This is a genomic window from Curtobacterium sp. MEB011, assembly GCF_030209655.1.
Classification (GTDB): domain Bacteria; phylum Actinomycetota; class Actinomycetes; order Actinomycetales; family Microbacteriaceae; genus Curtobacterium; species Curtobacterium poinsettiae.
The window spans coordinates 98657-125490 of record NZ_JARVRN010000002.1 but is presented as its reverse complement, the minus strand read 5'-3'; the positions used below and the strand labels follow the sequence as shown (position 1 = coordinate 125490).

At 71.9% G+C, this 26834-nt stretch carries 26 protein-coding genes; 9 read left to right on the top strand and 17 right to left on the bottom strand.

What is annotated here, in order from left to right:
- Positions 1-438: 438 nt before the first annotated feature.
- Positions 439-1410 (top strand): NAD-dependent epimerase/dehydratase family protein, encoded by a 972-nt coding sequence (locus QRN30_RS02430; RefSeq protein WP_042539937.1) that lies wholly within the window; start codon positions 439-441, stop codon positions 1408-1410.
- 9 nt (positions 1411-1419) lie between these two features.
- Here the strand turns inward: QRN30_RS02430 and QRN30_RS02425 are convergent, their stop codons facing one another.
- The 4 genes from QRN30_RS02425 to QRN30_RS02410 all read right to left on the bottom strand — a co-directional run bounded on the left by QRN30_RS02425 (position 1420) and on the right by QRN30_RS02410 (position 5232).
- Complete coding sequence (locus QRN30_RS02425) at positions 1420-2613, bottom strand: MFS transporter (RefSeq protein ID WP_284760344.1); 1194 nt, start codon at positions 2611-2613, stop codon at positions 1420-1422.
- A gap of 155 nt (positions 2614-2768) precedes the next feature.
- On the bottom strand, positions 2769-2972 hold the full coding sequence (locus QRN30_RS02420; RefSeq protein ID WP_017887867.1) for a hypothetical protein: 204 nt from the start codon (positions 2970-2972) through the stop codon (positions 2769-2771).
- Positions 2969-3889, bottom strand: coding sequence for a helix-turn-helix transcriptional regulator (locus tag QRN30_RS02415; protein ID WP_284760341.1), 921 nt, complete (start codon positions 3887-3889; stop codon positions 2969-2971). Before QRN30_RS02415 ends, QRN30_RS02420 begins: the two co-directional genes overlap by 4 nt.
- Before the next feature lie 185 nt (positions 3890-4074).
- Positions 4075-5232: a PQQ-dependent sugar dehydrogenase gene (locus tag QRN30_RS02410; RefSeq protein WP_284760339.1), complete on the bottom strand. Its 1158-nt coding sequence runs from the start codon at positions 5230-5232 to the stop codon at positions 4075-4077.
- A 110-nt stretch (positions 5233-5342) separates the two neighbouring features.
- Here QRN30_RS02410 and QRN30_RS02405 point away from each other — a divergent pair, with 110 nt between their 5' ends.
- On the top strand, positions 5343-5741 hold the full coding sequence (locus QRN30_RS02405; protein ID WP_284760338.1) for a (R)-mandelonitrile lyase: 399 nt from the start codon (positions 5343-5345) through the stop codon (positions 5739-5741).
- Positions 5738-6409, top strand: coding sequence for an SDR family NAD(P)-dependent oxidoreductase (locus QRN30_RS02400; protein WP_017887872.1), 672 nt, complete (start codon positions 5738-5740; stop codon positions 6407-6409). The genes QRN30_RS02405 and QRN30_RS02400 overlap by 4 nt, the downstream gene beginning before the upstream one ends.
- Positions 6410-6664: 255 nt before the next feature.
- Here QRN30_RS02400 and QRN30_RS02395 read toward each other — a convergent pair whose 3' ends face one another.
- The 6 genes from QRN30_RS02395 to QRN30_RS02370 form a co-directional block, all read right to left on the bottom strand.
- Entirely contained in the window at positions 6665-9487 is a 2823-nt protein-coding gene (locus QRN30_RS02395; protein ID WP_284760337.1) for an ABC transporter permease, read from the bottom strand.
- Positions 9484-10212, bottom strand: coding sequence for an ABC transporter ATP-binding protein (locus QRN30_RS02390; protein WP_017887875.1), 729 nt, complete (start codon positions 10210-10212; stop codon positions 9484-9486). The genes QRN30_RS02395 and QRN30_RS02390 overlap by 4 nt, the downstream gene beginning before the upstream one ends.
- Entirely contained in the window at positions 10209-10793 is a 585-nt protein-coding gene (locus tag QRN30_RS02385) for a PadR family transcriptional regulator (RefSeq protein ID WP_071250014.1), read from the bottom strand. Before QRN30_RS02385 ends, QRN30_RS02390 begins: the two co-directional genes overlap by 4 nt.
- Before the next feature lie 178 nt (positions 10794-10971).
- On the bottom strand, positions 10972-11853 hold the full coding sequence (locus tag QRN30_RS02380; RefSeq protein WP_017887877.1) for an aldo/keto reductase: 882 nt from the start codon (positions 11851-11853) through the stop codon (positions 10972-10974).
- Between the two features lie 125 nt (positions 11854-11978).
- Positions 11979-12524, bottom strand: coding sequence for an acyl-CoA thioesterase (locus QRN30_RS02375; RefSeq protein WP_284760333.1), 546 nt, complete (start codon positions 12522-12524; stop codon positions 11979-11981).
- Between the two features lie 139 nt (positions 12525-12663).
- On the bottom strand, positions 12664-12891 hold the full coding sequence (locus QRN30_RS02370) for a hypothetical protein (RefSeq protein ID WP_284760332.1): 228 nt from the start codon (positions 12889-12891) through the stop codon (positions 12664-12666).
- Between the two features lie 119 nt (positions 12892-13010).
- Here QRN30_RS02370 and QRN30_RS02365 point away from each other — a divergent pair, with 119 nt between their 5' ends.
- On the top strand, positions 13011-13997 hold the full coding sequence (locus tag QRN30_RS02365) for an aldo/keto reductase (protein WP_284760331.1): 987 nt from the start codon (positions 13011-13013) through the stop codon (positions 13995-13997).
- 164 nt (positions 13998-14161) lie between these two features.
- Here QRN30_RS02365 and QRN30_RS02360 read toward each other — a convergent pair whose 3' ends face one another.
- Both QRN30_RS02360 and QRN30_RS02355 read right to left on the bottom strand, forming a co-directional pair.
- Positions 14162-14644 carry an FBP domain-containing protein gene (locus tag QRN30_RS02360; protein WP_284760330.1) on the bottom strand — a complete coding sequence of 161 codons (483 nt, stop codon included), beginning with the start codon at positions 14642-14644 and terminating at the stop codon, positions 14162-14164.
- Between the two features lie 225 nt (positions 14645-14869).
- On the bottom strand, positions 14870-15604 hold the full coding sequence (locus tag QRN30_RS02355) for a class I SAM-dependent methyltransferase (protein ID WP_284760329.1): 735 nt from the start codon (positions 15602-15604) through the stop codon (positions 14870-14872).
- Positions 15605-15642: 38 nt separating this feature from the next.
- Between QRN30_RS02355 and QRN30_RS02350 the strand changes: the two genes are divergently transcribed.
- Complete coding sequence (locus QRN30_RS02350) at positions 15643-15846, top strand: hypothetical protein (RefSeq protein WP_017887883.1); 204 nt, start codon at positions 15643-15645, stop codon at positions 15844-15846.
- A 45-nt stretch (positions 15847-15891) separates the two neighbouring features.
- On the opposite strand, the gene QRN30_RS02345 is transcribed toward QRN30_RS02350, so the two are convergent.
- From QRN30_RS02345 to QRN30_RS02335, 3 genes are all read right to left on the bottom strand, one after another.
- The gene (locus QRN30_RS02345; protein WP_259576636.1) at positions 15892-16797 is read right to left on the bottom strand and encodes a helix-turn-helix transcriptional regulator; all 906 of its coding nucleotides are present in this window, start codon (positions 16795-16797) and stop codon (positions 15892-15894) included.
- Positions 16798-17023: 226 nt separating this feature from the next.
- A complete protein-coding gene (locus QRN30_RS02340; RefSeq protein ID WP_194589945.1) occupies positions 17024-18298 on the bottom strand; it encodes a hemolysin family protein in 1275 nt (424 codons plus the stop codon).
- Positions 18299-18444: 146 nt separating this feature from the next.
- Positions 18445-19497, bottom strand: coding sequence for a M23 family metallopeptidase (locus QRN30_RS02335; protein ID WP_017887886.1), 1053 nt, complete (start codon positions 19495-19497; stop codon positions 18445-18447).
- A gap of 162 nt (positions 19498-19659) precedes the next feature.
- Here QRN30_RS02335 and QRN30_RS02330 point away from each other — a divergent pair, with 162 nt between their 5' ends.
- Both QRN30_RS02330 and QRN30_RS02325 read left to right on the top strand, forming a co-directional pair.
- Positions 19660-20154: a hypothetical protein gene (locus tag QRN30_RS02330; protein WP_071250024.1), complete on the top strand. Its 495-nt coding sequence runs from the start codon at positions 19660-19662 to the stop codon at positions 20152-20154.
- A gap of 106 nt (positions 20155-20260) precedes the next feature.
- Positions 20261-22471 (top strand): NADP-dependent isocitrate dehydrogenase, encoded by a 2211-nt coding sequence (locus QRN30_RS02325; RefSeq protein ID WP_140448590.1) that lies wholly within the window; start codon positions 20261-20263, stop codon positions 22469-22471.
- Between the two features lie 287 nt (positions 22472-22758).
- Here the strand turns inward: QRN30_RS02325 and QRN30_RS02320 are convergent, their stop codons facing one another.
- Positions 22759-23214: a DUF3817 domain-containing protein gene (locus QRN30_RS02320; RefSeq protein WP_017887889.1), complete on the bottom strand. Its 456-nt coding sequence runs from the start codon at positions 23212-23214 to the stop codon at positions 22759-22761.
- Positions 23215-23293: 79 nt separating this feature from the next.
- Entirely contained in the window at positions 23294-24733 is a 1440-nt protein-coding gene (locus QRN30_RS02315; RefSeq protein ID WP_259494661.1) for a DUF4832 domain-containing protein, read from the bottom strand.
- 140 nt (positions 24734-24873) lie between these two features.
- On the opposite strand from QRN30_RS02315, the gene QRN30_RS02310 reads away from it, so the two are divergent.
- Both QRN30_RS02310 and QRN30_RS02305 read left to right on the top strand, forming a co-directional pair.
- On the top strand, positions 24874-25650 hold the full coding sequence (locus tag QRN30_RS02310) for a ThuA domain-containing protein (protein ID WP_235517678.1): 777 nt from the start codon (positions 24874-24876) through the stop codon (positions 25648-25650).
- Positions 25647-26804, top strand: coding sequence for a PP2C family protein-serine/threonine phosphatase (locus QRN30_RS02305; protein WP_214518535.1), 1158 nt, complete (start codon positions 25647-25649; stop codon positions 26802-26804). The genes QRN30_RS02310 and QRN30_RS02305 overlap by 4 nt, the downstream gene beginning before the upstream one ends.
- Positions 26805-26834: the final 30 nt, after the last annotated feature.

Sequence of the window (26834 nt, the reverse complement as noted above, 5' to 3'; positions counted from 1 at the left end):
GGGCGGGAGCGGCGGTCGGGACGTGCCGCTCAGGTCCGTGGGGTGGTCGCGATCTGTCGGTCGCCGGGTCGGTGGCCGACAGTTCGTGACCGGTCGGCGTTCGCCTCGCGACGTGTCGTGACCGGCCGACGGATCGGCCGACGGACCGACGGGAGGCGCGGTGCCAGGCCGCCACGGGCCTTCCGGCGGGCAGGTGCGAGCGGTCATGACATGCCGCTCAGGTCCGTGGGGTGGTCGCGAAGTGTCGGTCGGCGGGTCGGCAGTCGACAGTTCGTGACCGGTCGGCGTTCGCCTGGCGACGTGTCGTGACCGGCCGACCGACGGCCGACCGTCCGCCCGACAGCGGTAGGCACGGTGCCCGACCGCCACGGGCCTTCCCGATCGCCACACCCGACCGTTCCTGCTCACGATCCGCAGGCCGCGGCCTACGGTGGCCCCATGCACATCGTCGTCATCGGAGCCACCGGCCACATCGGCTCGTTCCTCGTCCCCCGTCTCGTCCGCTCTGGTCACCGGGTCGTCGCCGTCACCCGCGGCACGAGCACCCCGTACGCCGACGCCCCGGAGTGGCAGCAGGTCGAGCGGATCACCGCCGACCGCGAGCAGGAGGACCGCGACGGCACCTTCGGCAGCCGCATCGCCGCGCTCGGTGCCGACGCCGTCGTCGACCTCGTCTGCTTCACCGAGTCCTCCGCCGCAGCCCTGGTCGACGCGCTCCGCGGCACCGGTACGCACCTGGTGCACTGCGGCTCGATCTGGCGCGCGGGTGTCTCGCACGTGCTGCCGATCACCGAGCGGAACGCGACCCAGCCGTTCGGCGACTACGGCGTCCAGAAGGACGCCATCGCGCGGATGCTCAAGGAAGAAACTGCATCAGGCGGTTTGGTCACGACGTCCCTGCACCCCGGGCACATCAGCGGGCCGGGCTGGACGCCGATCGGTCCGCTCGGCAACCTCGACACGTCGGTGCTGACGAAGCTGTCCGCCGGCGAACCGCTCGAGGTCCCCGGGCTCGGTGCCGAGACGATGGCACACGTGCACGCCGACGACGTCGCGCAGGCGTTCCAGCTGGCGGTCGAACACCGCAACGCTGCGGCCGGCGAGGACTTCTTCATCACGGCCCCGACGGCGCTCACCGCGCGCGGGTACGCCCACCTGGCAGCGTCCTGGTTCGGCCAGGAGGCCCGGCTCGACTCCGTCACGTGGGACCGGTTCCGCGAGACCACGGCTCCGGAGCACGCTGACGCCAGCTGGGAGCACCTGTCCCGCAGCCAGGTCTTCAGCACCGAGAAGGCGAACCGGCTGCTCGGCTACGGCCCGGCGTTCACCGCCGAGGAGACCGTGCTCGACGCCGTGCGCTGGCTCGTCGACCACGGGGAGCTCGAGGTCGCGAACCCCCTGGTCCGCTGAGCACCGTGGTCACACCCGCTCCGGCTCGACCACGAGCCCGCGGTTCCGGTGCGAGACCCAGACCGTCGCGGCGAACCCGGTCAGCACCGCAGCGCCGATCGTGACCGCCGTCCAGCCTCCGGCGTTCCACAGCACCGACGCCAGCGCGGAGCCGATCGCCCCGCCGATGAAGTTCGAGGTGACGAAGGCGGTGTTGAATCGGCTCCGCGCGGCCGGGTCCACCGAGAAGAGCCGGGTCTGGTTGAGCACGTTCGCGGCCTGCACGGCGACGTCGAGCAGCAGCACGGCGAGCAGCACCACGACGATCGAGTGCGCACCGATCCCGGCGACGACCAGGGAGACGAGCAGGAGCACGATCGCTCCCCCGGTGACGGGTACCGACAGCCCCCGGTCGTGCATTCGCCCGACCCGCTGGGCCGCCACGGCACCTGCGAGCCCCACCAGGCCGACCAGCCCGATGCTGCTGGTGGAGAAGTCGTAGGGGTCGCTGCTGAGCAGGAACGTCAGGGCGGTCCAGAACATCGTGAACACGGCGAAGACCGACGAGCTGATCACCAGCGTGACCTGCACGGTCCGGTGGGTCCGGACGGCACGGAACACCGACAGGATGAGCTGCGGGTACGCCACCTCGGCGCGGGTTCCGAGCTCCGGGATGGCGCGCCGCAGCAGCAGGGCGAGGACCACCGCGACGACAGCGGCGAGCACGTAGATCGCACGCCACCCGAACGCGTCCGCGACCAGGCCGCTGATCGTCCGCGACACCAGGATGCCGGTGAGCACCCCGGACGCGATCGTGCCGACCACGCGTCCGCGCTGCGCGGGGTCGGCGAGGTCCCCGGCCAGCGGGATGAGGAGCTGCCCGGCGACCGTGGTCAGCCCGACCAGCGCCAGGGCGACCAGGAGCGTCGCGAAGGTCGGAGCGATCGCGGCGAGCAGCAGCGCGACGGCGGAGGCGACGAGCACCCAGGGGATGAGGCGCCGGCGGTCGAGGACGTCCCCGAGCGGCACGACGAGCAGGATGCCGAGGGCGTAGCCGACCTGGGTCAGCGTGACGAGCAGTCCGGCGAGCGACGCCGAGGTGCTGAGCGACGATGCGATGTCGTCGAGCAGCGGCTGCGACCAGTACAGGTTGCCGACCGCCGCTCCCCCGGCGACGGCGAACAGCAGTGTCCGGCCCGTCGACATCGAGTGCTCCGTGCTCATGCTCCGGGTGCTCCGAGCGAGGCGTTCCGCAGGGTCTCGTCCACGAAGTCGGCGTGGTTCCGGGTGAACTCGGGGTCGGTGTCGACGAACGGCATGACCTCGACGCTAGGGCCGACCGCGGGGCCGTGACAGGTGCTGTCTTCCCCCCTCAGCCGTCACCGCCGCCGGAACAGCTCCCCCAGGTGCCACGGCCCGGGCGCGAGCCGCACCGCTGCCTCGGCTCGGACCCGTTCCTCGAGTTCGCGGTCGCGGGTGAGTTCGTGGATCTCCTGCTCGGCACGCCACCGGAACCGCAGTCGACCGAGGAACCCGGTCGTCGGAGCCTGGACGACGGTCTCGACGGACTCGGTCTCGTTCACGCGTCCTCCCCGGCAGCAGCAGCGGCGGCAGCGCCAGCAGCACCAGCGGAGATGGTGTCCGTCGACACGGCCGTCGCGCTCGTCGCAGCGAGGTTCGCCAGCAGCTGCAGCCGTTCCTCGGAGGACGACCCGGGCTCGGTGCCGTACACGACCATGGTCAGTCCGGAGTCGGTGACGAGCTCCATCGTCTCGTAGGTCATGTCGATGTCGCCGACGTCCGGGTGGTGCACCCGCTTCACGCCGCTCCGGTGCCGCATCACGTCGTGCGCGGCCCAGCGTCGCCGGAACTCGTCGCTGCGGGTGGAGAGCTCCCCGATCAGGTCCGTCAGCCCCTTGTCGTACGGCGAGCGGGCCGCCTCGGCGCGCAGTGCGGCGACCACGTCCCCGGCGACCGAGTCCCAGTCGCGCCAGAACTGCCGCCCCCGCGGGTCGAGGAACGCGAAGCGCGCGGTGTTCGGGGTACCGGAGGGCGAGAGGAACAGCGGCGAGTACACCGCTCGGGCGAGGGTGTTGCCGGCCAGGAAGTCGAAGCGGCCGTTGCGGACCCAGGCGGGCGCGCTGATCGAGTCGAGCACCCGCTGCACGTTCGGCCGGACCTTCGACGTCGGGGTCGTCCGGCGCGAGGCGCCCGAGGCGTTCTGCAGGCGGGCCAGGTCGAACAGGTGCGCGTGCTCGGCGTCGTCGAGACGGAGTGCGCGGGACAGCGCTTCGAGGACGCCCTCGGACACACCGGTCAGGTTCCCGCGCTCGAGGCGGACGTAGTAGTCGACGCTCATCCCCGCGATCAGTGCGAGCTCTTCACGACGCAGTCCCTTGACGCGGCGGACCCCGCCGAAGTCGGGCAGCCCGACCTGCTGCGGCGTGACGCGCTCGCGGCGTGTGCGCAGGAAGTCACGCACTTCGCTCCTGGTGTCCATGCGTCCACGGTACGGCCGGCAGGGTGGCGGAAGCAGGGGCTGCTGGTACCCGTCAGGTGGCGCCCGGCGGTCTGACGCGACCACGAGCGGCCCGGAGGCGCGGTGCGGGCCGCGCTCGGCCGTGCGGTGGTCGCCACCTCCGCGTCAGGCGACCTGGTGCGAACGAAGGGCCACAAGCCTCCCGTTCACGTGCGCGTGAACGGGACGGAGACGATCCGGTCGTCCCCTCTCGACGGCGTCCCGCGGCCGTCGGTGTTGTTCGTGACGAACCAGAGCGTGTCCGACGGCCCCTCGAGCACCGTCCGGATGCGGCCGAAGTCACCCGCGAAGTACTCGGTCGCGGTGCCGGGCTCGTCGGCAGGGACCGCCCGGAGCACCTCGCCCCGCAGGTTCGCGACGAACACGGTGTCGTCGACGACGGCGAGGCCGCTCGGGGACGCCTCGTCGGTGGACCACTGCTGCACAGGGTCGACGAAGCCCTGGTCCTGGCCGCCGGTGCCCTCGACCTCGGGCCAGCCGTAGTTCGACCCCGGTTCGATGACGTTGAGCTCGTCGTGCGTGTTCTCGCCGAACTCCGACGCGAACATCGTGCCGTCCGACGACCACCCCATGCCCTGCACGTTGCGGTGCCCGAGGCTCCACACCGGTGACCCGTCGATCGGGTTGTCGGCGGGGACGTCGCCGTCCGGCGTGAGCCGCAGGATCTTGCCCGCGAGCGAGTCCTCGTCCTGCGCGTCCGTGCTCGCACCGGCGTCCCCGACGCTCGCGTAGAGCATGTCGTCCGGACCGAACGCGATCCGGCCGCCGTCGTGGAACGAGTTCTTCGGCAGCCCGTCGATGATCGTCGTCGCCTCGCCGAGTCCCCACGAACCGGTGTCCCCGGTCAGCTCGTACCGCTGGATCCGGTTGCCGTCGTCGGCCGTGGAGTACACGAACAGGTCGTCGTCGTGCAGTGCGAGCCCGAGCAGTCCTCCCTCGCCGCCGTGGCTGACACCGTCGACGGTGCCGACCTGGCGGGTGGTGCCGTCGGACCGCAGCTCGAGCACCCGGGCCGAGTCGCGCTCGCTGACCAGCGCGTCGCCGTCGTCACCGGTCAGGACCACCGACCAGGGGGCCTCCAGGCCGGTGACCACGTCGGTGGTGTCACCGTCGAGCGCCACCTGCCCGGCCGACAGGTCGGCGGGTGCGGTCGCGCGCGCCGACGGCGAGCCGCCGCGATCGGACCCGTCCTGCTCCGTTCCGTCGCTGCTCGTGCAGGCGGTGAGGGCCAGCGCCGCGACGGCGGCGAGGCCGGCCACCGACCAGAGGCGGCGGCTGCGGGGCGTTCCGGCGGGTGTGTCCACGATGATCCTCCCGGGGTCGTGGGTCGATCACACACGCTGCGTTCGGGAAACCCCTGAGGGGGTCTGTCGGCACCTCTCGACGGTGCGCACGGCGGCCTACCGTCGTCGGCATGCAGATCGAACCGAAGCAGCCGACCGTCAAGAACCCGCCCGAGCAGTTCACCGGCGACGTGTACCTCGACGCCATCGCCTCGCCGAAGGAGCCCGGTCAGACGATGACCGTCGCCAAGGTCCGGTTCCTGCCCGGCGCCCGCACCGCCTGGCACTCGCACGCCAAGGGGCAGACCCTGCACGTCACCGAGGGCGTCGCGCGGATGGGCACCCGGGACGGACACGTCATCGAGGTGCAGGCTGGACAGACCGTCACCACGCCGGCCGGCGAGGAACACTGGCACGGCGCGACCCCCACCGACTCCATGGAACACCTCGCGATGCTCGATGCCGCCGACGACCCGGCGACGACCACCACCTGGCTCGAGCACGTGAGCGACGAGGAGTACACCGCATGACCACCATCGCCATCGTCGGGGCCGGCAAGGGCCTCGGCCTCGCCGTCGCCGAGCGCTTCGCCCGCGAGGGCTTCGCCGTCGCCCTGATCTCCCGCAACCAGGACCGCCTGGACGGCCTCGCCGCGGAGCTGCGTGAGCGCGGCCACACCGCAGCCGGGTTCGCCGCGAACGTCCGTGACGGGGACTCCCTGCGCACCGCACTCGAGCGCGCCACCGAGCAGCTCGGCCCCATCGAGGTGCTGCAGTACAGCCCGCTCCCCGCCAAGGAGTACATGCGCCCCGTGCTCGAGACCACGGCGGACGACCTGGTCGGCCCGATCGAGTTCTCGGTCTACGGCTCGGTCAACGCCGTCCGCCAGGTGCTGCCCGGCATGCGCGCGATCGGCCACGGCACGATCCTGTTCGTCAACGGCGGCAGCGCGGTCCGACCGGGCGCCCGCGTCACCGGCACGTCCGTCGCCTTCGCGGCCGAGAGCGCCTACGCGCAGCTGCTGCACGACGCCGTCCGCGACGAGGACGTCCACGTCGGGCAGCTCATCATCCCGTTCGGCATCGACGACGGGCAGCCCGAGCACTCCGGGGAGTCCATCGCCGACCGCCTGTGGGCGATCCACACGGAGCGCGGCGACTTCCGCGCCTACGCGGAGGCGCTGCCCGAGCTCCCGTGAGCGGCATCGAGTGAGCAGAACGCGACGGGTCCGGAGACGCGACCCGTTGTCTTCTGCTCACTCCCTGACGGACTGGAGGCCCGTGGCGACGCCGCCACGGGCCTCCAGTCCGAGCAGCCGCTGGCGGTGGAGCTCACCGAGCAGCACGGTGCCGATCCCGAAGGCGTCGGCCACTTCGTGAGCAGAAGACGTCGAGTCCGAGCAGCCGACTCGACATCTTCTGCTCACCAAGCGAAGCCTCACGCAGCACGCGCGTCAGTGCGCCCGTCGCACCGCCACCCGCCGCCGACCCCGCGACGTCAGCCACGCCCCGGCCGTCACCACGAGGGGCAGGCCGATCGCGAGCAGCGCCAGCACCGGCCAGTCCGGCACGAACGGCATGTGGTTCACCCCGACCGGACTCTCGGTGAACCGCAGGGTCAGGGCGCGGATCGGCAGGAGGCCGAGCAGCGTGCCGATCACCGAGCCGACCGTGGCCAGGATCGCCGCCTGCCAGGTCGACACCCCACGGCGCAGACGCGGAGCGGCACCGATGGCGTCGAGCACCTCGTCGTCCCGACGCCCGTCGGACCGTGCGAGTCCGATCGCCACCGCCGTCGCACCGATGGTCACGGCCGCGGCGAGTGCGAGGACGATCGCCCGGATGAGCGCCTCGTTGTCGGTGGGACCGGCTTCGTACGTGAACGTCGGGCCGCTCCACCGTGCACGGTCGTCGCCGCCGAAGCTCTGCCACGCCGAGCTCAGCTCGTCCGCCTGGGCCGGGTCGAGGTCGTGGGGCAGCGTCGTGACGAGCATGCCGTCGACCACGGGCACGCCGTACTGCTCGGCGGTCGCCTTCGTCATGAAGACGCCGACCTGGATCCGCGGGGTCTGCACGTCGAGCACCGCGGGGATCGAGACGCTGGCCGCCGGTCGGGTGCGCTCGGTGATGGGCTCGCTGTCCCACGTCCGGTCGTGGAACGTGTCGATGCGGACCGCGCCGTCGTGGGCGTACTCGGGCCAGAGCGACACGGCCCGACCGCCCTCGAGTGCGCTCCGGACGGCTGCGGACGGCTGGTGTCCGGTGAGCACGGCGTAGTCGTCGACGGTGCCCGTCCAGATGTGCGGCATCGACGCGCTCGCCGTGTCCAGGTAGTACGAGCAGCTCGTCGTGTCGTTCGCCGGGCAGTCGTACGCGCTCCAGCGGTGCGGGATCGTGACGGTCGAGGGGGTGTCGCCCGGCTGCTCCTGCGTGACGCCGAGCACCCGGATGCGGTCCTGGTCGAAGACACCGGACACCACCTTCGCGGCGTGGGCGGTCAGCTCCGCGTCGTGGCGACCGGTACTGCCGCCGTCCTTCGTCTCGGTCAGCACCTCGGACGTCGCCACCCCGACCGCCGTCGTGTACTCGTACCCGCGGACGTACTGGGCGTGGCTCGACGCACTCCACGTGATGACGACCGAGGCCACGAACACGACGCTCATCACGCTGGCGAGCACCGGCACCGTGCGGACCGGGTTGCGTCGGGCGTCGCGGGCGGCCAGTCGCGCCGACAGACCGGCCCGCGAGGTGAGCCGGGTGACCAGGGCGAGCAGCCACGGTGAGCAGATGGCGATGCCGAGCTGCATCAGGCACGGCCCGAGCGCGACACCGGCACCGACCACCCAGGCCCAGTGGTCGTCCTGCACGGGACGGTCGTTGAGCATGAGCACCCCGACGCCGCAGACCATCGTCGTCAGGGCCCCGAGGACCACGAGCAGCGGCCCCCAGATGCGCCGACGTCGGCGGGCCGGACGGCTGACGGGCACCGGACGGAGCGAACCCCGCAGGGCTGCGAGCACGTTGATCCGGGTGGCCGACCGTGCGGCGACGAGCGCGGAGACGAGTCCGGCGAGCACTCCCGCGGCGGCGATGGACAGCAGCAGGAGCGGCGGCACGTGCAACCCGGGGAACGACACCACGTTGCCGTTGTCGATGAGTCGGTAGGCGAGCACGCCGATCCCGGTGCCCACGGCCACGCCGAGGACCGCGCCGACGAGCCCGAGCACCAGGCCGGACCCGGCGACGATCGTGCGGACGAACCGTCTGTCACCGCCGACGCTCGTGACGATGGCGTACGAGCGGGTGTCCGCCCGGGTGCCGACCAGGAACGCGGCACCGGCGAGCAGGGCGACCTCGAACATCGCGAAGACGCCGAGCAGTGCCATCGCGCCGAGGTACCAGCCGACCGTCGAGCTCATCTGACCGCCGGGGAGCCGGGCGTCCGGCGGGTCGAGCACGACCGGACGCGACTGCACGACGATGCCGTGCGCGTTGAGCTGCCGGATCTCCGACCAGGTCGGGGCGTCCGACGGCAGGTACACGGTGACGTCGGTCAGCCCGACGTCGTCGGTGGTGTCGGTCGTCGAGAGCGTCGTGCCCCAGGGCAGGAAGATGCCCTGCGATCCCGGGTCGGTGCCCAGGTCGGTCATGGTGCCGGTGATCGTGAAGCGCTTGGTGACGGGGTCGGTCAGGTCCACCGTGTCACCGATCCGCGCCCCGAGGCGGTCGAGCGTGGCCGGCGTGACCATGAGCTCACTGCGTGTGGTCGGCCGGGAACCCTCGAGCACGTGCCAGTGACCGTCGAGCGACGGGTCCCAGACGCTGCCCTCGACGGCGGTCAGCCCGACCGGACCCTTCGGCCCCTGGAGCACGACGGGCGTGCTGCCGACCGGGATCGACAGCGCACCGTCGGGCACGTGTGCCAGGACGTTGGCGAACGGGGAGTCCTGGTCCGACTTCGTGACCGGGCTGTTCCGCTTCGAGTCGGTGAACTCCCACTGCACCGGGTCCTGCACCATGCCGGGCAGGTCCGGGCCGGACACCCGCATCTGCGCCGAAGCATGGCCGAGGTCGTGGTCGAGCCGTTCGGTGGCGGTGGCCTGCGTCGACTGCACCACGACGGCGACGGCCGCGAACCCCGCGGTGGGGATCCCGATGAGCGCGATGATCAGTGCCGCGCGGCCTGCCTTCGCGAACGCCAGCCGACGCCCCAGACGGAGCGCCGGTCGGAGGGCGAACGGCGTCCGGGCGGTCCCGGAACGCCGGCCCCGGCTCACGACGCGGTCCGGTCCGTCAGCGCGGTCTCGACGCCCGAGTACACGGTCTCGTCGACGACACGTCCGTCGCGCAGGAACACGATCCGGTCCGCCCAGGCGGCGTGCCGGGCGTCGTGCGTCACCAGGAGGGCGCCCGCCCCCGCGTCGACGTGCCGACGGAGCATGCGGAGCACGACCTCGCCGGTCTGCGAGTCGAGTGCGCCGGTCGGTTCGTCGGCGAGCACGAGTCGACGTTCACCGACCACCCCGCGGGCGATCGCGACGCGCTGCTGCTGCCCGCCGGACAGGTCGTCCGGGTAGGCGTCGGCACGGTGCGACAGCTCGACGTTGTCCAGCGCGAGTTCCGCGGCGCGACGGGCCTGCGAGGCCTTCCACCCGTCGAGCTCGAGCGGCAGCGCCACGTTCTCGACCGCGGTCAACGAGGGGATCAGGTTGAAGTCCTGGAACACGAACCCGATCAGCCGGCGCCGCAGCGCTGCGAGTTCCCTGGCGGGACGGTCGGAGACGAACGCGCCGTCGATCAGGACCTCGCCGCTCGTCGGCGGCAGCAGGGTTCCGGCGCAGGCGAGCAGCGTCGATTTGCCCGACCCCGAGGTGCCCATCACGGCCACCATCTCGCCGCGCTCGACCCGCAGGTCGATGCCGGCCAGGGCGGTGACGGCCTTGGCGCCGGAGCCGTAGTGCACGCTCACGGCGTCGAGCTGCAGGAGCGGTGCGGCGGTCACCGTGCGCTCCGGGGAGCGGCAGCGGAAGCGGAGGCGTCGGCACTGGCCGGTGCCGCCGGGTGCTCGTCCGGCCGGTACCGCGCGACACTCGACTCCACGTGGTCGAGCCAGCGCACCTCTGCCTCGGCCTGGAACACCATCGACTCGAGCACGAGCGACCACGCCAGGTCCGACGACGGGTCGGTCGTCCGCTTCAGCCGCGTCAGGTCCTGCAGGTTCCGGATCGCGGCACCACGCTGCACCTGTACCAGCCGGGCGACGTCGACCCCGGGCACGGTCACGGCGAGGGCGAACTTGATCGCCAGTTCGTCGCGGCCACGCTTCGCCGGCACGGGCTCGCTGAACCAGCGGGCCACCTCCGCCCGCCCCGCATCGGTCGCCGTGTAGACGACGTGGCCGTCGTCGTCGGCGTCGCCGCGGGCGACCAGGCCGTCGCGTTCCAGTCGGTCCAGGGTCGTGTAGACCTGGCCGATGTTCAGCGGCCAGCTCCCGCCGGTGCGGTGCTCGAACTCCCCCCGGAGCTGGTACCCGTAACCGGGTCCCCCCACCAGCAGCGCGAGTACGCCCATCCGAACGCTCATGACACTTCCCCTGTCCCGGGCCACCATGGCCATACCGAGTATGCACATACCCGGTATGCGTACGCAAGCACGGATCTGGACAGGGCCGATGAACGGACGGGAGGCGCGGTGCCAGCTGGCACCGCGCCTCCCGTCGGTCGGCTGGTCGCGTTCGCGACCCGCGGTCGCGTCCGAAGGGTCAGTGACCCAGCTTCGCCAGCTCCTCGAACTCGTCGTCGGTCAGCTCGACCGTGGCACCCGCCAGGTTGTCCTCGAGGTGCGCGACGCTCGACGTGCCGGGGATCGGCAGCATCACCGGGGAGCGCTTGAGCAGCCACGCGAGCGCGAGCTGCGCCGGGGTGGCGCCCTTGCGCTCGGCGATCTCGGTGAGCGGCGAGTCCTCGCCGGTCAGGCCACCCGTGGCCAGGGGGAACCACGGGATGAAGCCGATGCCCTGCTGCTCGGACCAGTCGAGCAGCTCCTCGGCGTCACGCTTCTGCAGGTTGTAGAGGTTCTGCACGGAGACGATCGTGGCGATCTGCTGCGCGGCCTTGACCTCGTCGACGGAGACCTCGGACAGGCCGATGTGGCGGATCTTGCCCTCGTCCTGCAGCTTCTTCAGCTCGCCGACCTGGTCCTCGAGCGGGACCTTCGGGTCGATGCGGTGCAGCTGGAACAGGTCGATGCGCTCCAGGCCCAGGCGGCGGAGGCTCATCTCCGCCTCTTGCCGCAGGTACTCGGGGCGGCCGACGGGCGGCCAGACGTTCGGGCCGGTGCGGGTCAGGCCGGCCTTCGTCGCGATGACGACGTCGTCGCCGTAGGGGTGCAGGGCCTCCTTCAGGAGCTCCTCGGCGACGTAGGGGCCGTACGAGTCGGCGGTGTCGAAGAAGTTCACGCCGAGCTCGACGGCGCGCTTGAGGACGCGGATCGCCTCGTCGTGGTCCTTCGGCGGTCCCCAGACGCCGGGGCCGGTGAGCTGCATGGTGCCGTAGCCGAGCCGGTTGACCTCGAGGTCGCCGCCGATGCGGAAGGTGCCGGAGGACGCGGCCGGACGGTTCGTGGTGTCAGTGCCTGTGGTCATGTCCCCGGTCTACGCCCGGTGCGTTGCCGGTCCCTGAGTCGGTGTCCCCCGACCGCTTGCCGTGTTCGCAGAGTCCACGGACGGGTTCGTGCGCACCGTGGCGTTCGGAGCGGTCGTGCTGCCGTTCAGGCCGCGCTGCTGCTGATCCGGGTCGCGCTCGCCCAGTCGTGCACCCAGTCGGGCAGGGTCAGGTCGCGGTCCGCGCCACCCGCAGCCTCGAGCAGGTCCGCGGTCGGCACGGTCCCGCCGGCACGCCGCAGGAACCGGGCCTGCACCACGGCTCGAGCCATCACGGCGCCGCCGCGCACGAACGTCTGCTCCAGGTACACGGCACGGTCGTCGACCCCGAGCACGTGGGTGCGGAGCTCGAACCGCTGCCCGAGCGTCAGCGACCGCTTGTACGTGATCGTCTGCGCCGACACGACGGGGTACCAGCCACGTTCGGACAGCGCCGCCCAGTACCCGGAGCGGAGCATCAGGTCGAGCCGACCCAGGTCCAGCATCGACAGGTACTTGCCGTTGTTGACGTGCCGCAACGGGTCGAGGTCGGTCGGAGCGACCCGGAACGGCGTCCGGACCTCGTCCCAGAGCGACGCCCGGCGGCGTCCACCGACCCGAGCGCGCAACCGGGTGCGCAGCTGCAGCAGGAGCAGTCGGAAGTACAGGTTCACGGGACGATCACACCAGTGGACCGCGTGCTCGCGCCAGCACCTTGGAGGAACCTCACCAAGCGCGCGGGCGACCGGCGAACCGGAACGCCTGGTCCCGACAAGCGGCGCGAACGGCGGGGCGCAGTCCAGCTCGGCCGGTTCAGCCGGGGATGCCGCCGCCGGCGCCGGTGATGCCGGGGTGCGCGGACTTGGCGAGCCCCTCGGTCCTGGAGTGCGCCGCATCGGCTTCGGCCGCGGCGCGTGCGCTGTCACACGGATCCGACAGGTCTTCGATCGATTCGAGCGCCCGCCGACGACGACGGTTCTGCACCTCGAGCACGGTCAGCAGGGCGCCGATGACGACGACCACGGAGATGACGATCCACATGACGACCACGACACTCCCCCGAACCCGGGGCCCCTGCCCCGTCCTGGCAGCGTAGCGATGACGAGGCGGGTACAGCCAGTGCCTCCCGCCGTCCCGGGGACCGGGAGTAGACCTGCAGCATGCACACACGCAAGCTCGCAGACCTCGAGGTCGGACCCATCGGCCTCGGAACCATGGGCATGAGCGCCTTCTACACGGGCGCCGGCACCGACGACGACGAGTCGATCCGCACCATCCACCGCGCGATCGACCTCGGCGTCACCCTGTTCGACACCGCCGAGGCGTACGGCCCCTACACGAACGAGGAACTCCTGCGCCGCGCGCTCGAGGGCCGTCGCGACGACGTCGTCATCGCGACCAAGTTCGGCCTGTACCGCCACGAGGCCGGTGAGGAGACCCCGACGCAGCAGCGCGGTCTCTCCAGCCAGCCGGAGTCCGTGCGCGAGGCGCTCGAAGGCTCCCTCCGTCGCCTCGGTACGGACCACATCGACCTCTACTACCAGCACCGCGTCGACCCCGCCGTCCCGATCGAGGACGTCATCGGCCAGCTCGCCGGCTTCGTGCAGGAGGGCAAGATCCGGCACATCGGGCTGTCCGAAGCCGGAGCCGACACCATCCGCAAGGCCCACGCCGTCCACCCGATCACCGCACTGCAGAGCGAGTACTCGCTGTGGACGCGGGACCCCGAGGGCGACGTGCTCGACACCCTGCGCGAGCTCGGCATCGGCCTGGTGCCGTACTCGCCGCTCGGCCGCGGGTTCCTGACGGGTGCCATCACGAAGCCGTCCGACCTGGACTCCGACGACTTCCGCCTGGCGAACCCGCGCTTCCAGCAGGAGGCGTTCGCGCAGAACATGCGCATCGTCGACGCCGTCAAGGACATCGCGACCGAGGCCGACGCCACTCCGGCGCAGGTGTCGCTCGCATGGCTGCTGGCCCAGGGCGACGACATCGTCCCGATCCCCGGCACGAAGCGGGTCTCACGCCTCGAGGAGAACGTCGGCGCAGCCGACCTGACCCTCACGACGGACCAGCTGTCGCGCCTGTCGGCGCTGCCGGTCCCGACCGGCGACCGCTACCCCGACATGTCGACCATCGGTCGCTAGACGCGACCGGTTGACGGACGGGAGGCCCGGTGCCAGCTGGCACCGGGCCTCCCGTCCGTCGTCAGTCGCGTTCGCGGAGGCGAGACGCCGGCGTCAGCGCGTGACGCCCCCGAATCCGGCGGCGTCTCGCTGACTCGGCGGCGTCTTGCGAGCACGCCGGCGTCTCAGACCTCGGCGGCGAAGGACGCGGCCCGGACCTGCAGGTCCTCGATGCGCCGGAGCCGCGCTGCCTCGACGTCGTAGCCCTCGTAGGCGGGCGGCGGCAGCTTCCGGACGTTCCGCGAGCACTGGAAGTCCTGGCACACCAGGGTGCCGACGGTGTTGCCGTTGCGACCGGCCGGCCCGGACCGCTTGGCGCTGTAGAACGTGACGTCGTTCGGCAGCTTGACGTCCTGGCACCACGAGCACTGGGCGCGGGAGCGCGGCGAGGCCTCGGCCTGCCGGAACAGGATGCCGATCAGTTCGCCGTCCAGGGTCGGCACGACGGCGTACGCCCGCCGACCGATCTTCGGGTCGCGCCAGCCGAGGTAGTCGAGCGCGTCCCAGTCGAGCGTCTCGAAGCCGGCGGGCAGTGTGATGTCGGTCGTCTCCTTGCGGGAGGCGTTGACGAAGGACGTGCGGAGGTTCTTCTCCACGATGGGGAGCATGGGTGATCGCTTTCGAGCAGGCCCGGGGTGTGCGGGAGCACACCGCACCGGGCGGAGGAGGTCAGGGTTCGACGAGGACGGCCACGCCCGAGGGCACGACCGGGGGCCTCACGCCCTGATGCCGGCGATACGGGCGCCGACCACCTCCTGGAAGCTCACCCGACCAGCCTACGACCGGGTGTCAAGCCCGGGCCGGGCCGGTGCCGCCGCGTTGATCGTCCGCGGTCAGTTCGGCGTCGCCGTGACCAGGACGACGGAGCCCTCGTACGTCGGGCGGATCCGGAGCGACCCGTGCCGTCGGTCCCACTCCCCCGACTCCAGCGCGGTCCGGAGCGCAGCCACCGACCGCCGGACGGTGAACTCGTCGACCAGGTCCCATGCCGGGTCCGCGCGGCGCACGGCTGGGTCGAGCAGGCGTTCCGGGCGGGCGTAGTACGCCTCGGCGAACCCGTCGACGCACGTGAACGGGATCGGCAGCGGGGTGCTCGTCACGGTGTCGTTGCCGAGCGCGTCGGCGATCCGTGGCAGTGCCGGGTGGCGACGGGCCTCGGCCGCCAGCACCTCGGGGGCGTACTCGGCGAGCCAGGAGCGCTCGATGCGGTCGGGGTTGAACGTCACGATCACGATCGGCCCTCGGGTCACCCGACGCACCTCGGCGAGCCCGCGCTCGAGGTCGGCCCACCCATGCAGCGAGAAGGTCGACACCGCGGCGTCGAAGGTGTCGTCGGCGAAGGGAAGGTCCTCGGCGGCCTGCACCGCGGTCACGTCGCGGTCGGTCGGCGCGTAGGACCCGGCGGCACCGGCACCGGCACCGGCACCGGCACCGGCACCGGCACCGACGTCGAGCACGGTCCGGGCGTCGCCGATGGCCTTCGCGACCGCACGGGCGAACGCGGGCTCGGGCCGGCGGTGCTGCCGACGGTCCGCATCCCCTGCTGAGCCGTCCGTCGTCCTGGTCACGTCCCCACCCTACGAACCCGAGCTGCTATCTTCGGCAGATGCTCGCAGACAGTGGTCTCGGATTCGTCGTCGTCCTGTACGCCCTGTTCGTGCTGGCGCTCGCCGTGCTGGCCGTCGCCCTCATCGTGCTCGTGTTCGCCGCGATCCGCGTGCTGCGGTTGTCGGCGACGGAGCGTCAGCTGCGCATCGAGCGGATGCGCTCACCGGAGCTGTTCGACGGCGACGTCCCGCCCCAGGCCTGACGGTCCGATCGCGGCGCTGACGCACCTGCCCGTCGGCGGGCCGGGTCAGTCGACGGACTCGGACTCCGACTCGCGGACGGCCGCGTACTGCTCGGCCCGTTCCGTCGCGGCCCAGCTGCCGAGCAGCGCGAGCGACCGCTCGGAGTCGCTGCCCGGTTCGGCCGAGTACGAGAACAGCGTCAGACCGGGGTCGGCGACCAGGTCGAGCGCCTCGTAGGACAGTCGGAGCTCCCCCACGATCGGGTGGTCGATGCGCTTCTTGCCGGTCCGCTGCATCCGGACGTCGTGTGCGGCCCACCAGCCGCGGAACTCCTCGCTCCGGGTGGAGAGCTCACCGACGAGCGTGATGAGCCCCGGCTCGCAGGGGTTCGACACCGCGGCGGTCCGGAGCACGGCCACGGCGTCCTTCGCGGTCTGTGCCCAGTCCGGGAAGAAGTCGCGGGCCGCCGGGTCGAGGAACGTGAAGCGTGCGGTGTTGACCGGGCGCCCGGGGCCGGCGAAGAGCGGCGCGTACAGGGCACGGCCGAGTTCGTTCGTCGCGACGACGTCCCCGCGCTCGTTCCGCACCCAGGCCGGGGCGCCGGTGATCGCGTCGAGCAGGCGCTGGACGCCGGGGCGGACGCGGGTCGGCACGTTCCGGTGCATGACCTTCGCGCCGGAGTTCGCCAGGCGCGTCAGGTCCCACAGGTGCGCACGCTCGTCCTCGTCGAGCTGCAGGGCGCTCGCCAGACCCTCGAGCACACTGTCCGAGACGCCCTTGAGTGAGCCGCGCTCGAGCCGCGTGTAGTAGTCGACGCTGACGCCGGCGAGCATGGCGACCTCGTGCCGACGCAGCCCGGGGACCCGCCGCACCCCGCCGCCGAACGACGGCATGCCGACCTGCTCGGGGGTGAGCCGCGCCCGCCTGGAGGACAGGAAGTCGCGGATCTCGTTGCGCACGTCGATACCCATGCGACGAGCGTACGTGCCCGGGCCGTGCGGCACGCGGGCGGGAGAGCCGTGGCGGGGCCGCCGGCCGTCGCCGACTGGTCACGACACGTCGCGTGCTGCCCGCCGGGTGGTCGCGACCTGTCGGCTGGTGGCGCCGCAGGCGACGACCTGTGACCGCTCGCCGGCGCCCCGCGGGGTGTTACGACCGCCTGCCGCCACGGGCCTCCCGTCCGCCGTGGGGCCGCGATCAGGGCGCGGCGTCGGCCCCGATGCGCACGCGCGCGACCCGGTGACCGTCCATGGCGGTCACCTCGAGGCGATGGCCGCCGGCCACGACGACGTCGCCGACCTCGGGCACGCGGTCCAGCTGCACCTGCACGAGCCCGCCGACCGTCTCGTAGTCGCCGTCCGGCAGCACCGGTCCGCCGTCCGCTGCCAGGTCCTCGAGCACCGTGGCGCCGTCGACGCCGTCGTGCGCCAGCACGGACTCGTCGTGCTCGGCGGTGTCCCACTCGTCCCTGATCCGACCGACGAGGTCTTCGAGCAGCGCCTCGAGCGTGACCATGCCCGCGCTGCCGCCGTACTCGTCGACGACCAGGGCGATCTGGTGGCCGTCGGTGCGCATGTCCGCGATCGCACTCGACAGCGACTTCGTCTCGGGCAGGGCGAGCACCGGCCGGACGAGCGTGGCGACGGGGGCCGCGGGGTCGACCGGACGCAGCAGGTCACGGAGGTGCACGAAGCCCTGCACCTCGTCACGCCCGCCGGAGGTCACGAGGTACCGCGTGTGCCCGGCCGCGATGGCCTGGTCGGTGGCCTCGGCGACGGAGACGCCGGCGTCCAGCGTCGAGACGTCGTACCAGGGGCGCATGGACTCGCGCAGGATGCGGTCACCGGCGTCCAGGGCGCTGCGGGCGATCCGGCGTCCCTGCTCGTCGACGCCGGTGTGCTCGTCGACCAGGCCGCGGAGCTCCTCGGTGCTCATCGACTCGCTGCGGGCGTTCGGGTCGCCACCGAGCAGTCGCACGACGGTGTCGGTGGACTTCGAGAGCAGCCAGATCACCGGCCGCATCAGCACCGCGAAGCGCTCCAGGGTCGGGGCGACGGCCATCGAGAAGCCCTCGGCACGCTGCAGGGCGAGGCGTTTCGGCACGAGTTCGCCGAACACGAGCGACAGGTACGCGATGACCAGGGTCATGAGCACGAGGGCAACTGCCTCGGACGTGCCCCGCTCGAGCCCGAGTCCCTGGAAGAGCGGCGCGACGTCGGGCGCGATCGACGACGCTCCGTACGCGGCGGAGAAGAACCCGGCGACGGTCACACCGATCTGCACGGCGGACAGGAACCGGTTCGGGTCGCGGCCGAGCTCGGCGACCCGCACGCCCCGGGGGCCGCGGCGTTCGAGCTGCTGCAGCTGCGATTCACGCAGGGAGACGAGTGCGATCTCGGCGGCCGCGAAGACCCCGCCGACGAGCACGAAGAGGATGACGAGCCCGAAGGCGATCCAGGTGTCGGCGCCCATCAGCGGGCAGCTTCCTCGGATCGACGACGGGCGGGCGGTCTGTGGGGATCGTCCATGCCTGTGAGTCTGCACAGGACGACTGGGACATCACCGTGCTGGTGCTCGACAACGGCTGTGGATCGTCGCGCGGCGACGGGGCGTGGTCGCTACAGGGTGAGCGAGCGACCGATGCGGGCCTCGAGCCACGCCTTCGGGTCGATCGGCGTGACGCCGTCCATCAGGACCTCGAGGTGCAGGTGCGCGCCGGTCGAGACGCCGGAGGACCCGACGAGTCCGATGAACTGTCCGGCCGCGACGGTGTCGCCGACCTTGAGCGGCGACGACCCGGGGATCATGTGGCCGTACAGCGTGGACACCTGACGGCCGTCGACCACATGGTCGATGATGACCGCGTTGCCGTACGAGAAGTACGTGCCGGAGACCCGGACCTTGCCCGCGGCGACGGCACCGATCGGCGTCCCCATGCCCGGGGTGAAGTCGAGGCCCTGGTGCAGCGACGAGCACGCGCCGCACGGTGCCGAGCGGTAGCCGAAGCCGGAGCTCATCTGCACGGGGCCGGGGAACGGCGAGCGGACCGCGCCGCCGAACGACACGGCCCCACCGGCGGTGCCGGAGGACCCTGCCGTCTTCGTCGTGACGGTCGACCCGCCGCCGACGGTGAACCCGTCGCGGTCGGAGCCGGCGGCCGTGACCGCCTGGGTCACGGCGTAGTCCTGGGTGCGCACGATCGGCGCGATGGTCGAGGTGGCCATCGAGGTGCCGGCGCTGGCGTGTGCGGGCATCGCCGACGCGGCGAACATCGCGATGGCGGCGGCGGCGCTGGTGAGCGTGATGCGTCCGGCGCGGGCCGACCGGGAGGCCCTGGGTGCGGTCGCCGTGCGGGTTGCCCGGGGTGCGGGGCGGCGGACCACGCGCTGGATGCGGTCGTCGACGTGCTCGGTGGTGGCGCGCGCGGCTGCGGCGCGGCGGCCGGTCGGCTCGGTGGTGGCGAGGACGAGGGGCTTCGCTGGCTTGGCGGGTTTCGCGACCTTGGCCGGCTTGGCGACCTTGGCTGGGTTCGCGACCTTCGCCGCCGGAGCCGCCTTGCTGCGACGCTGCGGTCCGCGGGCGGCTGCGCGCTCGGCTTCGAGGGCGGCGCGACGGGACAGGTGCACCACCGGGGTCGCCGGGTGCTGTTCGGGTTCGGGTGCAGTCGTCATGGCCGCCAACCATTCTGCACGACTCTGTCGCTTTGTACAGGCCCTTCCGTGATCTTTTCGTTACCGAGTCGGCTGGGAGGGGCCTGATCACCCTGTGCTGCCGCGTCCCCCGGGCCGCCCCGATCAGTACGGTCGAGGGAAAGCGACGGAAGGACCCGCACCATGGCCCGAACGCCGCGCGAGCGGTACGGAACGGTCGACCTGTCGTCGGCCGACGTCGTGCTGGCCGGTACCCAGGAACTCCTGCCCGTGCTCCGGGCCGCGGCCGTGCGCGCCGGCATCGACGCCGCACGGATGCGGGTCATCGGGGTCGACGACCTGCCGGACCCCGAGGAGACCTGGGATGCCGCGCTCGCCGTCATCGCGATCCGTCGCCCCGGTGACGACCCCGCGTTCCACCGGGCCCAGGCGGCGGCCGAGCTCATCGCGCCGCTGCTCGCGCCGCACGCCGTGCGCATCGTCGTCACGGTGTCCGGGGTGACCCGCCTCGCACCGAATCTCGAGCGCACCCTGACGTCCGAGGTCCTGCACCAGATCGACGCGGCCTCGGCGTCGTCCGGGTTCCGACGCCCCTTCCGGCCCCTGCGCATGCGGCTCGGCCTCGCCGGGCTCCGTGCCGCGGGCGTCCGGGTGTTCCGCGTCTCGCTCGGCGACTGACGCGCTCACGCCCCACTCTGGGGGGCGATGTATCTTGATGTCGAGACATCCTGCGCCACGAGTACCGTGGACGTACCGACGGTCGAACAAGGGAGTACCCGCCAGCATGGCCAAGATCATCTACACCCTCACGGACGAGGCGCCGTTCCTCGCCACCCACTCCTTCCTCCCGGTCATCCAGGCCTTCGCCGGCACCGCGGGTGTCGACGTCGAGACCCGCGACATCTCGCTCGCCGGCCGGATCATCGCCCAGTTCCCGGAGCGGCTCACCGACGAGCAGCGCCTGGACGACGCCCTCGCCGAGCTCGGCGACCTGGCGAAGACCCCCGAGGCGAACATCATCAAGCTGCCGAACATCTCGGCGTCGATCCCCCAGCTCAAGGTCGCGATCAAGGAACTGCAGTCGCAGGGCTACGACCTGCCCGACTACCCGGACGAGGCCACGACCGACGAGCAGCGCGACGTCCGCGCCCGCTACGGCCGCGTCCAGGGCAGTGCCGTCAACCCGGTGCTGCGCGAGGGCAACTCCGACCGCCGCGCACCCCTGTCGGTCAAGAACTACGCCCGCAAGCACCCGCACCGCATGGGCGCCTGGTCGCGTGACTCGAAGACGAACGTCACCACCATGGGCGTCGACGACTTCCGGTCCAACGAGAAGTCCTGGATCGCCCCCGCCGACGACGTCCTGACGATCACCTTCGTGGCCGAGGACGGCACCGAGCAGGTCCTCAAGCAGTCGATCCCCGTGCTGCAGGGCGAGGTCGTCGACGGCACCGTGCTGCACGTCGCCGCCCTCGAGTCGTTCCTGCGGAAGCAGATCGAGCGTGCCGCGGCCGAGGACGTCCTGTTCTCCGTGCACCTCAAGGCCACGATGATGAAGATCTCCGACCCGATCATCTTCGGGCACGTCATCAAGGCGTTCTTCCCGTCGGTGTTCGAGCGCTACGGCGCCGACCTCGCCGCCGCCGGCCTCACCCCGAACGACGGCCTCGGCTCGATCCTCGCCGGCCTCGGTGCGCTGCCGAACGGCGCCGAGATCGAGCGCGCCTTCAAGCAGGGCATCGCCGACGGCCCCGAGCTCGCCATGGTCGACTCGGACAAGGGCATCACGAACCTGCACGTGCCGAGCGACGTCATCGTCGACGCCTCGATGCCCGCGATGATCCGCACCTCGGGGCACATGTGGGGTCCGGACGGCGACGAGCACGACACCCTCGCCGTCATCCCCGACTCGAGCTACGCCGGCATCTACCAGGCCGTGCTCGACGACTGCCGCGCCCACGGCGCCTTCGACCCGTCGACGATGGGCTCCGTGCCCAACGTCGGCCTGATGGCACAGAAGGCCGAGGAGTACGGCTCGCACGACAAGACCTTCGAGCTCCCCGGCGCCGGTGTCGTCCGCGTCACGACCGCCTCGGGCGACGTCGTCATCGAGCACGACGTCGAGCCCGGTGACATCTGGCGCGCCTGCCAGACCAAGGACGTCGCCATCCGCGACTGGGTGAAGCTCGCCGTCACCCGCGCCCGTGCCTCCTCGACGCCCGCCGTGTTCTGGCTCGACGAGACCCGCGCGCACGACGCCAACCTGATCGGGCTCGTCCGGAAGTACCTCGGCGAGCACGACACCGACGGCCTGCAGATCGAGATCCTCGCGCCCGAGGACGCCATGCGCTTCTCGCTCGAGCGGATCCGCCGCGGCGAGGACACCATCTCGGTCACCGGCAACGTCCTGCGCGACTACCTGACCGACCTGTTCCCGATCATGGAGCTCGGCACCTCGGCGAAGATGCTCTCCGTCGTCCCGCTGCTCGGCGGCGGCGGCCTGTTCGAGACCGGCGCCGGTGGTTCCGCGCCGAAGCACGTGCAGCAGCTCGTGCAGCAGAACTACCTGCGCTGGGACAGCCTGGGCGAGTTCCTGGCCCTGGCGGTCAGCCTCGAGCACCTGGCCGGTGTGACGGGCAACGAGCGGGCGAAGATCCTGGGCGAGACCCTCGACCGCGCCACCGGGACCTTCCTGGAGCAGGACAAGTCCCCTGGCCGCAAGCTCGGCTCAATCGACAACCGCGGCAGCCACTTCTACCTGGCGAAGTACTGGGCCGAAGAGCTCGCCGCGCAGACCCAGGACACCGAGCTCGCGGCGTCGTTCGCGGACCTCGCGGCGAAGCTCGGTGAGCAGGAGCGCACCATCGTCGACGAGCTCGTCTCGGTGCAGGGCCACCCGGCAGACATCGGTGGCTACTACCGCCCCGACGACGCCAAGACGAGCGCGGTCATGCGCCCGTCCGCCACGCTGAACGCGGCGCTGGCAGCGCTCTAGCAGCGCCCAGCCCACGGACGGGAGGCCCGGTGCCAGCTGGCACCGTCCCTCCAGGCTCGGCCGTCACCCCGCTGGCGCGGTGCGCCGGTACCGGCTGGTGGGGCCCACCTCCAGGCACGGCCGTCACCCCGCTGGCGCGGTGCGCCGGTACCGGCTGGTGGGGGCCACCTCCCGTCCGTCCGTGGTCGCGAACACGGCCGCGTCGAGTGAGCAGAAGACGTCGGGTCCCGCTTGCGAACCGGACGTCTTCTGCTCACTCGTTGATCAGCCGGGGGGCGCTCGTCGCCTCAGCCGCGCGACGGCACGGGCGGGCCGACGGCCAGCAGCCCGGTGAAGACCAGGGCGACGGCCACGACCCCGATGCCGGCGGCCACCGCGGGACGACGCACGACGAAGAACAGCAGGCGGTCCCAGAAGCCCGAGTGGGCGTCCGGCGAGCGGCGCCACGACCCCTCGAGCATGCCGCGGCGGGCGACCGCGACCTCGAACGGCACGGTGGCGTACGGCACGACGGCACTGACCCAGCCGAGCACGAGCGCCCCGAACGACCACCGCTGGTTCACGGCGACGACCGTCGTGACCACCAGGTACGCCAGGAACACGAAGCCGTGCACGCCGCCGCCGATGCGGACGCCCCAGTCGCCGGCGTCCAGCCCGTACTTGAGCACCATCCCGGCGATGAGCAGGGTCCAGGTCACGAGTTCGGCCACCGCGGCGGCGCGGAACAGGGAGCGCGGAGTCATGCCGTCAATCGTGGCGGACCCGGTTGACAGACAGCAGAACGCCCCGGATCGTCCGACCCGGGGCGCGCTGCAGGTCTGCTCAGTGCTGTACGACCACCGTCTGACCGAGGCGGTTCACGCCCGTGCTCGCGTCCCACGTGCCGGTGTTCGCCGTCTGGATCGCGAACGCGGGGTCCGCCGCCACCGAGGCCTCCGGTGCGGGCAGGGCCAGTGCGACGCTCCAGCGCCCGTTCGGCACGTCGGCGAGGGACGCCCGGACGGTCACGGTCCGTCCCGGCTGCCAGGACGACGCGTCGGCGGCCACGGGCACGGTCACCCGGCGGTCGCCGTCGGTCAGGACGAGCTGCACCGGGCGGCTGTTGTACGGCGCCGCCCAGCCGTCGTTCCGGATCGACACCGCCACCGACGCCTTCGCGCCCGAGGTGGCGGTGCTCGAGGTCATGGTGAAGCGGTAGCCGAGCTTCTTCGCGGCGTCGGTCATGCCGTCCGTGCCCCAGGTCGCCAGGACGTCCTTGTTGTAGTCCAGGTTGAGGTAGCTGTAGTGGTACTTCGCCATCTCGGCCGAGGCGGACGGGTAGTCGGTCCGCGGCGTGTTCACGGCGCAGGTCTCACCGCCGACGGGGACGTACCGCGACTCCGCCGCCAGGTAGTCCTGGTCGAGGGACAGCGGGTTGCTCAGGAACGTGCCGAAGTCGTCCGCCGAGGCGAGGAAGCAGTCGTTGTGGTGCCCGATCCGCGACGCCGGGGAACCGTCGTGCGCCTGCTCCGGGGTGAGCGCCCCGGCCGTGCCGGACGGGGTGCGGAGCGCGTCCTGCTTCATCTGCATGGTGCGGACCTGGACCGATCGGCTGGACGGCAGGGCGGCGAGCTCGGCCTGCAGGACCTGGCGTCTGGCGTCCTTGTCGGCCTCGGTCAGCACCCCCGGGTTCGCCGGGTCGCTGGCGAAGTGGTCGGTGTAGTAGCCCTCGCCCCAGAGCCCGATGAAGCCCCCCTGCAGGGTCGGGATGACGTCGGCGTTCCGGCGGAGCGTCGGGGTGAGCTGCTCGATGTGCGCGAGCACGGTCGGCAGGTCGGCGTCCCCGTAGGGCGCCGAGTACGGGTACGAGCCGCCCTGGACGTACGCGAACCGGGTGATCACACCCACGCCGGCTGCACGTGCGGTGTCGTAGTCGTGCTGCACGAGCGCGAGCCAGGCCGGGCTGAGCTGCCGCTGCTGGACGAACGCCTCCATGTAGAACACCCGGACGACCTGCGTGACGCCCTCGGCCCGGTAGCCCCGGAGCGTCGCGGCGTCGAGCGGCGTGTACCCGGTGCCGTCGGCGCGGTAGTGCGTCTCGGTGGTGTGGTCGAACCCGCGCGAGGGGTTCGGGATGACCGCGTCGCTCGCCGTGTAGGTCACGGTCGAGGTGGTCGCGGTCCGCTGCTGGTGGTGACCGGTGGGCGATGCCCACGCGGCGGTCGGTACGGCGAGTGCGAGCACCGCCGCGAGCGCGACGATGGTGATGGTTCGGTGCTGCATCGGACGAGCCCCTGTCCTCGGCGCGGACGGGGATCGGTACCCCCTGGTACCGCCGTCTGCGCGTTTGTGATCCGAAGCTAGGCGAAACGATCAGAAAACGCCAGTGTCTGCGCAATCCGATCACGGGTAGCGTTGGTCCCATGTCGCCGTCGACCGAGAACCGTCCCCTGAACATCGTCGTCTGGAACGAGAACGTGCACGAGACCCGCGGTGACGCGACGGTCACCGGGCACTACCCCGACGGCATGCACACCGTGATCGCCGAGGCACTCCGGCGGTCGCAGCCCGGGGCCGACGTCTCCACCGCCACCCTGCAGGAACCCGACCACGGCATCACCGCCGAACGACTGGCCACCACGGACGTGCTGTTCTGGTGGGGGCACGTCGCCCACGACGAGGTGCGCGACGCCGTCGTCGACCTGGTCGTCGACGCCGTGCACGCCGGCATGGGGCTGGTGGTGCTGCACTCCGGCCACTACTCCAAGCCGTTCAAGCGCCTGATGGGCACGACCTGCTCGCTGAAGTGGCGGAACGACGGCGAGCGTGAACTCGTCTGGACGGTCGCGCCCGAGCACCCGATCGCCGCCGGGGTCCCGCACCCGATCGTCATCGACCGGCAGGAGATGTACGGCGAGTACTTCGACATCCCGCGCCCCGACGAAGAGGTCTTCCTGTCGACCTTCGCGGGCGGCGAGGTCTTCCGCTCCGGCGTCGCGTACCGCCGTGGTCTCGGCCGGGTCTTCTACTTCTCGCCGGGCGACCAGGAGTACCCCGTGTACCACCACCCGGACATCCAGCGCGTGCTGTCGAACGCCGCCGCCTGGGCTGCACCGGTTTCCGAGCGCCGCGCGCTGACCGCCGACCCCCACCCGAGGGACTGGTTCCTGGCGGACGATGCGGGTAGACAGGCCGGGTGACCAACCATCTCGCCGATGCGGACCGCCGCACCGCGGTGATCGAGGCGCTCGCCATCTTGGGATCAGGACCCGAGGAGCGCTTCGACCGCATCACCCGCATGGCCCACGAGGCGTTCGACGTCCCGTTGACCTTCCTCAACCTCGTCCACCACGACCTCGTCACCACCCAGTCGACCTTCGGCTGGCACCAGGGCTCGAGCGTCCCCGCGAGCGAGCAGTTCTGCGCGACGACCGTCCTCTCCCGCGAACCGATGGTGATCCCGGATGCGTCGCTCGACGCCCGCTTCGCCGACACGGCCGCGGTGGCGGAGCACGGCATCCGGTTCTACGCCGGCGCACCACTGACCATGATCGACGGCACCCGGGTGGGCACGCTGTGCCTGATGGACGCGGTGCCGCGCACGTTCTCCCCCGAGGACGTCGCCCTGCTGCGTGACCTCGCCCGGTGGACCGAGCGGGAACTCGGCGTCGCCATCGACCTGGGACGGGTCCGTCGGGTGCTCGACGGGCTGGTGCCGGACCCGGTCGCGGTGCCGGGGTACGCCCTCGACGTCCTGGTCGCCCAGCACGACGGTGGCGGGGGTGACGTCGCCGACTGGCGCCTCGCCCCGGACGACGCCCTGCACGTCACCGTCGGCCGGGTGAGCGCCGCCGGACCGGCGTCCGGCCTGCTCGCCGCGGTGGTCCGCGGCGCCGTGGTGGCGCGGACCGGTGCCGAGGTGCAGGACACGATCGTCGGCCTGGAGGCCCAGGTCACCGCCGACCTGTCGGCCGCGGACGCCGTCGGCTCGCTCTTCCACCTGCGGCTCGACCCGATGTCGGGGCACGTCGACTTCGGCGACGCCGGCCACGGGCTCGCGGTGCTCGTCCCCGCGGACGGGCCCGCTCGGGTGCTGCGCCCGGTCGACCTGCCGCTCGGGTTGCAGCCGGTGTCGATCCCCCGGTCGTCCGGCTCGCTCGACCTGGCACCCGGCGACCGGTTGGCGATCTGCACGCAGGGTGTCCTGACGCTGGACGGGACCCGCCGCCTGGACGACCTCGCCGCGCTGGTGCGGTCCGCTCCGGACGGGGCGGGCGTGATCGAGCGGGTGCGCACGGCGGTCACCGTGGACGCCGAGGTCGACGTCACGCTGGTGGTGCTCACCCGACTCTGAGCGCGGAGCACGTCCGGGCGCCGAGCGTTG

Coding starts and splice junctions, on each gene's coding strand:
- QRN30_RS02345 (WP_259576636.1), bottom strand. CDS start 16,797: ATGGGTATCGACGTGCGCAACGAGATCCGCGACTTCCTGTCCTCCAGG.
- QRN30_RS02360 (WP_284760330.1), bottom strand. CDS start 14,644: ATGCTCCCCATCGTGGAGAAGAACCTCCGCACGTCCTTCGTCAACGCC.
- QRN30_RS02415 (WP_284760341.1), bottom strand. CDS start 3,889: ATGGACACCAGGAGCGAAGTGCGTGACTTCCTGCGCACACGCCGCGAG.
- QRN30_RS02350 (WP_017887883.1), top strand. CDS start 15,643: ATGCTCGCAGACAGTGGTCTCGGATTCGTCGTCGTCCTGTACGCCCTG.
- QRN30_RS02430 (WP_042539937.1), top strand. CDS start 439: ATGCACATCGTCGTCATCGGAGCCACCGGCCACATCGGCTCGTTCCTC.
- QRN30_RS02335 (WP_017887886.1), bottom strand. CDS start 19,497: ATGACGACTGCACCCGAACCCGAACAGCACCCGGCGACCCCGGTGGTG.
- QRN30_RS02385 (WP_071250014.1), bottom strand. CDS start 10,793: ATGAGCGTTCGGATGGGCGTACTCGCGCTGCTGGTGGGGGGACCCGGT.
- QRN30_RS02310 (WP_235517678.1), top strand. CDS start 24,874: ATGTCGCCGTCGACCGAGAACCGTCCCCTGAACATCGTCGTCTGGAAC.
- QRN30_RS02330 (WP_071250024.1), top strand. CDS start 19,660: ATGGCCCGAACGCCGCGCGAGCGGTACGGAACGGTCGACCTGTCGTCG.
- QRN30_RS02365 (WP_284760331.1), top strand. CDS start 13,011: ATGCACACACGCAAGCTCGCAGACCTCGAGGTCGGACCCATCGGCCTC.
- QRN30_RS02425 (WP_284760344.1), bottom strand. CDS start 2,613: ATGAGCACGGAGCACTCGATGTCGACGGGCCGGACACTGCTGTTCGCC.
- QRN30_RS02325 (WP_140448590.1), top strand. CDS start 20,261: ATGGCCAAGATCATCTACACCCTCACGGACGAGGCGCCGTTCCTCGCC.
- QRN30_RS02405 (WP_284760338.1), top strand. CDS start 5,343: ATGCAGATCGAACCGAAGCAGCCGACCGTCAAGAACCCGCCCGAGCAG.
- QRN30_RS02380 (WP_017887877.1), bottom strand. CDS start 11,853: ATGACCACAGGCACTGACACCACGAACCGTCCGGCCGCGTCCTCCGGC.
- QRN30_RS02340 (WP_194589945.1), bottom strand. CDS start 18,298: ATGGGCGCCGACACCTGGATCGCCTTCGGGCTCGTCATCCTCTTCGTG.
- QRN30_RS02400 (WP_017887872.1), top strand. CDS start 5,738: ATGACCACCATCGCCATCGTCGGGGCCGGCAAGGGCCTCGGCCTCGCC.
- QRN30_RS02370 (WP_284760332.1), bottom strand. CDS start 12,891: ATGTGGATCGTCATCTCCGTGGTCGTCGTCATCGGCGCCCTGCTGACC.
- QRN30_RS02320 (WP_017887889.1), bottom strand. CDS start 23,214: ATGACTCCGCGCTCCCTGTTCCGCGCCGCCGCGGTGGCCGAACTCGTG.
- QRN30_RS02315 (WP_259494661.1), bottom strand. CDS start 24,733: ATGCAGCACCGAACCATCACCATCGTCGCGCTCGCGGCGGTGCTCGCA.